Here is a 5,215-nt window from a genome sequence, read left to right as displayed (position 1 = left end):
CTGCCGAAAAAATACGCGATATACACCAGCGCGCTGGCGACCATGCCGATGCAGGCGCCGAGGATGGGCTCGTTGCTGATACCCAGGCCCAGCTTGGCCAGAATCGGGTTGGTGCTGTAACACACCGCGGCCAGGAGTGGATACACGACGTCTTTGAGATTCATGGCCGTTGCTGTCCGGTCAGAAAGCCCACCCCGGCCACAATGCTGAGCATGCCGAGGACGATCCTGAGTGTGAGCTGCTCGTGTAAAAACACTACCGCCAGCAGCGTGGTGAACAGCGGCGCGCTATTGACCAGGGGGGTGGCTCTGGCCGCCCCCAGCCGGGCAACACCGATGAAGTTGAACACCCGCCCGATGCACGGCCCGAGCAGGCCGACCAGCACGAACCACACCGCAGCCTGGGGCGCGACCGCCTGACTGACCGGCCGGGGATGCAGGGCAAACACCGCGGCCAGCAGCGGCAGGCTGACGATCAGCCCCCAGACCACTGCCACTGAGGTGCTCGAGTAGGTCAGGCCCCGGCGGATCAGGATTGAACGCTGATGTCAGCGCCAGTACTTCGCCCAGCATGGTCTCAGGCTAGCGGCTTTCGGCGGACGGCTAAAGGGGGCGGGCGGTTCCCCGGCTCGGCTGGCCCGCAGCCCGGCGGTGGGCTACAATCCGGCCCACCCGCACCGGGCCAAAGGAGGGCGTATGGCGTGGCCGGTCCGCTACAAGCTGGTGGGACTGCTGACCACCGGTAGCATGATCAACTACCTCGACCGGGTCAATATCGCGGTCGCCGCACCGGTGATGATGGAAGCCCTGGGCTGGGGGGAGGACAGCTTTGGCGTCATCTTCTCGGCCTTCCTGATCGGCTATACGCTGTTGCAGTTTCCGGGCGGCGTCATTGCCGACCGCTGGAACGCCTGCAAACTGCTGGCCGTGGTGTGCGTCGGCTTCTCGCTGTGCATCGCCCTGGGCGCGCCCTTTTTGGTCGGCGCGGTGCTGGTGTCTTCGGCCGGGCTGTCGGTCGCCTGTTTTACGGCCTATCTGTTCCTGGTCAATATTGCCGGCGGCGGCTACTGGTCGATACCCCTGGAATTCAACCCCAGGCTGGTCGGCGCCATCTCCGGGGTCATGAACGGCTCGGGGAATTTTGCCGGTATCTTCGGCCCGATGACGGCCGGCTTTCTGATCGCCCAGACCGGCAGCTGGGCGCTGCCCTTCCTGGTCGCGGTGTCTTTTGTGATCTTGTATTTCCTGGTGATTCCTGATCGGATTGATATTGAGCTGCCTGCGGCCGACCTGGCCGTCCGACACACGGGAGTCTGAGCATGTCGCACGGAATGAACAAAAAAGCCCTGGCCCTGCTGGGGCTGGGCCATCTGATGGTTGACCTGAATACGGGCGCCTTACCCGCCCTGTTGCCGTTTCTCAAAAATTCTTTTGCCCTGTCCTACACCATGACCAGCGCTCTCATTCTGGTTGCCAATGTGTCCTCGTCGCTGGTCCAGCCGATCTTCGGTTACCTGTCGGACCGCAGTACCAAGGCCTGGCTGCTGCCCTTTGGGGTCGTGGCTGCGACCTGCGGCATGGCCAGTGTGGGCCTGGCCAGCAGCTATCCGATGCTGTTGGTACTGATCTTGATCAGCGGTATCGGGATTGCCAGCTATCATCCTGAAGCGTACAAGACCGCGTATCTGTCGACCGGCGCAAAAAAGGCGACCGGTATCTCACTCTTTTCGGTCGGCGGGAATATCGGCCTGGGTTTAGGCCCGCTGGCCGTGGTCCTGTGTCTGGCCGCCCTGGGGCCGCGCGGCCTGCTGCTGCTGTGGATACCGGGGCTGATCGTCGGCGGCATATTGCTCCGCTCCCTGCCGTGGCTGTCGCGGGTCAGGCTGCCGTCGGGCCAGGTCCGGGCCGAGCCGCCGGCCATTCCCCACGCGGCCATGGCGGTGGTGTTGGGCGTGGTCATGCTCGGCTCGTGTGTCCACGCCGGCCTGTTTACCTATGTGCCGCTGTACTTTGATGCACGGGGCGAGAGTACGGTTGTGGTGGGCTCGATTGTGTCGCTGTTCTTGATTGCCGGGGCGGTTGGGACCCTGATTGCCGGCCCCGTGTCCGACCGCATCGGTCACAAACGCTTCCTGGTCCTGAGCTTCGGCTTGCTGAGTCCCTTGCTGCTGGTGTTTCTGCACACCGATGGAGCCCTCAGCCTGATCGTTCTGGCCCTGGTCGGCGCGCTCTTGTCACCGATGTTTGCGCTGACCCTGGTGATTGCCCAGAACCTGATGCAGGGCCGGCTGGGCACGACCGCCGGGCTGATGACCGGGGTCGGCTTTGGCGTTGGGGGCCTGAGCGTCACCGGCCTGGGTGTTGTCGCCGATACCTGGGGGGTAGGGGCGGCCATGCAAGTGCTCAGCATCCTGCCCGTGCTGCCCTGGGTGTGCATGCTGTTCCTGCCTGCCGACGGCCACCCGGAGCCGCTGCCGAGCCGTGTGCCGGACGCGCCGACCGTGGCCGCCCGGCCCAGCGAAGGCTGAGAAGTTGTGTTCAGCCCGGGGCTATGCTAGGACTGGGGCGCTGAGGATTCGTGTTGACCCGGAGTTGAGGATTTTTGGACCTGAGAGGGAGTAATGCCGCCACGACGAAGTCGAAGCCGAGGTCGAAGCCGAAGAAGATCCCAAAATCGAAATACCCCCAGACCTGAACGGAGTGCCGACTCCGATGCCATCGAGATGACCGGAACGGTTGTCGAAGTCCTGCCCAACGCGTTCTTTCGAGTCAAGCTCGAAAACGAGCATCTTGTCCTGGCCCATGTCGCGGGCAAGATGCGCAAGTTTTTCATTAAGATCATTCAGGGCGATACCGTCACCGTCCAGCTGTCTCCGTACGACCTGGACCGGGGCCGCATCACCTTCCGCCGCCGCTAAGCCGCCCCGTCGCGGCTCAGCCCTGTCCGCCGCCGATGATCGACTCGGCCGCCTGTCCGGCGGCCACCCGCTGGATATTGGCAAAACCAAAGCTGATACGCCGCGCCCAGGTGTCGAGGGTGACGCCGGCGATGTGGGGCGTGACAACCACATTGTCCAGATCAAGCAGCGGACTGTCGGTCGGCATCGGCTCGGCGGCAAACACGTCAAGCCCGGCGCCGGCAATCTGTCTGGTGCGCAGGGCGTCAATCAGCGCTGGCTCGTCAACCACCGGACCGCGCGAGGTGTTGACCAGGATGGCCGAGGCTTTCATCAGTCCGAGCGCCCGGGCGTCGATGATGCCCCGGGTGCGGTCGGTCAGCGGGGTGTGGATTGACACCACATCGGCCTCGCCCAGCAGCGCGTCCAGGGGCAGGGCGGTGGCGCCCAGCTCCCGCTCAAGCTCGGCCGGCGCGCGGACCGTATCGTAGTACCGAATCGTGGCCTCAAAGCCGCTCGCCAGGCGGGCCAGCTGGCGGCCGATGCGGCCAAAACCGACAATCCCCAGGGTCTTGGCCCGGAACTCGCGCATGCCCAGGGTCTCCTGCAAGCCCAGCCAGCGTCCCTGGTGCAGGCTGTCGTGGTGCAGGGGCAGTTTTTTATACACGGCCAGAATCAGCAGCAGGGCGTGCTCGGCCACCGTCGGGGCGTTGGCCCCGCCGTTGTTGGCGACCGGAATCCCGGCGTGCTGAAAGGCGGCCAGATCCAGCCATTCATAGCCCGCACTCAGGACCTGGAAGAGTTTGAGCCGGCTGGCGGCGGCAATCTCCGCGCCGGACGGATTACCGGGATAGCCGAGCAGAAAGTCAGCCTGGGAGATTTTTTCGCGTCGCAGCTCGACCGGCGCGTCCTGTTCGAGCAGCTCCAGACGGAAGCCGGCCGGAACCTGGGCGGTGGCCATGTCGATGATCTGCTGCGGCACGTAGCGCGGCGAGTACAGAAAGACAATCGTGGGGTGTTCGCTCATCGTGGCGTCCCTCGTATGGAGCCCTAGCCGAACCGGGCCAGGATGCGACACAGGATCTCAAAGCCCTGGTGCATGTGGATGAGTTCGGCAAACTCGTTTGGCGCGTGATAGGTATCCAGCCGGCCAAAGCCGGTAATCTGAATATCAAAGCCGTGGGTTTGCAACATGTGGACATAGGGCAGGCCGCCCGTTACCGAAAACGGCCGGGAGTTGGGTTGTACCGCAGCCACAGCCTCGGCCAGGGCCTGGTAGCCGACCGAGCTGCGGTCGCAGACTATGCCGCCGGCCGGCAGCCCGATGCTCTCCAGCTTGACCGTCCCGACCTCACCCGCTCCCAAGCGGTAGCGGCTCGGGCCGAGCGTGGGCAGGCTGAGAATATCGAGATTATTGATGAACGCCGTTACGCCGTCGCGAACCTCCTGGGCGGAGTACCACGGGGTGAGACGGATATCGCCCTCAACCACGGCGGTGGCCGGAATCTTACTCAGCGTATCGTTGTGAACCGTGACCCGGGTCGGCTTGAGCGAGGACGGCCCCTGAAAGCCGTACTCCCGCTCTTTGGGGTGGGGCGGATAGTGGGTATAAAACCAGCCCTGCAAGGCCCGGGTGGCCTCAAAGGCCAGCTCGGCGGCGTTGATCCCGTCCCGGGGAAAACCGGAGTGGGCAGCCTTGCCCTCGACCCGCAGCCGCCACGGCGCCATGCCCCCGGTGGCCAGGGTCGGTCCGAAGTCGGCGCTATCGAGCCAGTACACCGGGCCAGCCTTGAGGTGGCTGAGCCGGCCGTCCTTGACCAGCCTGCCGATGCCGATGCCGCCGACCCGGGAGAGTTCCTCGTTGGCGATAATGACNNNNGATGTCCGACTCGGCCAGCTGGCGGAACAGATCGGTCAGGACCGCCACATGCCCCAAACAGTCGGTGACGCCCCGGCCGTACAGCCGACCGCCCTCGCGGTGGAGCCGAAACGGCGGGCGCCGCCACTCGGCCGGATCGGCCGGCACGACGTCGAGATGCGCCCCGACAAAGGCGACCGTGCGGTCGGTTCGGCCCGGATAGGTGAGGATGAGGTTGCCCCGGCCCTCGGCATAGCTGACGCGCTCGAGGCGCAGCTTGCCGGCCCGCACCAGCGGCCGCAACTCCTCGACAACAATATCGCCGGCCAGGTCTTCCTGGGGCGGCGGCGCCTCTTTGCTGAGCGAGTTCTGCAGCCGCGCACCGACCGCAACCATGTCGCCCAGCACGCGCAAAAAGCGGTCGGTGTTGAGCGTCAAGGTGCTGAGGTCCATGCCTGGCT

Annotated in this window: 6 protein-coding genes and 1 pseudogene; 3 read left to right on the top strand and 4 right to left on the bottom strand. The window is 65.0% G+C overall.

All coding sequences use genetic code 11. From position 1 onward, the window contains the following. Positions 1-160: 160 nt before the first annotated feature. Positions 161-496: a DMT family transporter gene (locus J4F42_21930; protein ID MCE2488183.1), complete on the bottom strand. Its 336-nt coding sequence runs from the start codon at positions 494-496 to the stop codon at positions 161-163. Between the two features lie 199 nt (positions 497-695). On the opposite strand from J4F42_21930, the gene J4F42_21925 reads away from it, so the two are divergent. From J4F42_21925 to infA, 3 genes are all read left to right on the top strand, one after another. Then, positions 696-1,316 carry an MFS transporter gene (locus tag J4F42_21925; protein MCE2488182.1) on the top strand — a complete coding sequence of 207 codons (621 nt, stop codon included), beginning with the start codon at positions 696-698 and terminating at the stop codon, positions 1,314-1,316. Between the two features lie 2 nt (positions 1,317-1,318). Beyond that, positions 1,319-2,527, top strand: coding sequence for an MFS transporter (locus J4F42_21920; GenBank protein MCE2488181.1), 1,209 nt, complete (start codon positions 1,319-1,321; stop codon positions 2,525-2,527). 93 nt (positions 2,528-2,620) lie between these two features. Then, the gene (infA, locus tag J4F42_21915; protein ID MCE2488180.1) at positions 2,621-2,917 is read left to right on the top strand and encodes a translation initiation factor IF-1; all 297 of its coding nucleotides are present in this window, start codon (positions 2,621-2,623) and stop codon (positions 2,915-2,917) included. Positions 2,918-2,933: 16 nt separating this feature from the next. Here infA and J4F42_21910 read toward each other — a convergent pair whose 3' ends face one another. From J4F42_21910 to J4F42_21900, 3 genes and pseudogenes are all read right to left on the bottom strand, one after another. Then, the gene (locus tag J4F42_21910; protein MCE2488179.1) at positions 2,934-3,923 is read right to left on the bottom strand and encodes a 2-hydroxyacid dehydrogenase; all 990 of its coding nucleotides are present in this window, start codon (positions 3,921-3,923) and stop codon (positions 2,934-2,936) included. A gap of 23 nt (positions 3,924-3,946) precedes the next feature. Further along, a pseudogene (locus tag J4F42_21905) lies at positions 3,947-4,771 on the bottom strand (M20/M25/M40 family metallo-hydrolase). 4 nt (positions 4,772-4,775) lie between these two features. After that, the coding region (locus tag J4F42_21900) for a M20/M25/M40 family metallo-hydrolase (GenBank protein MCE2488178.1) at positions 4,776-5,207 on the bottom strand (432 nt) is incomplete at its 3' end. Between the last annotated feature and the right edge of the window lie 8 nt (positions 5,208-5,215).

The organism is Desulfurellaceae bacterium (assembly GCA_021296095.1).
Classification (GTDB): domain Bacteria; phylum Desulfobacterota; class Binatia; order Bin18; family Bin18; genus JAAXHF01.
Note: the sequence above shows the minus strand (reverse complement) of the source record. Positions and strands in the feature narration are given on the sequence as shown.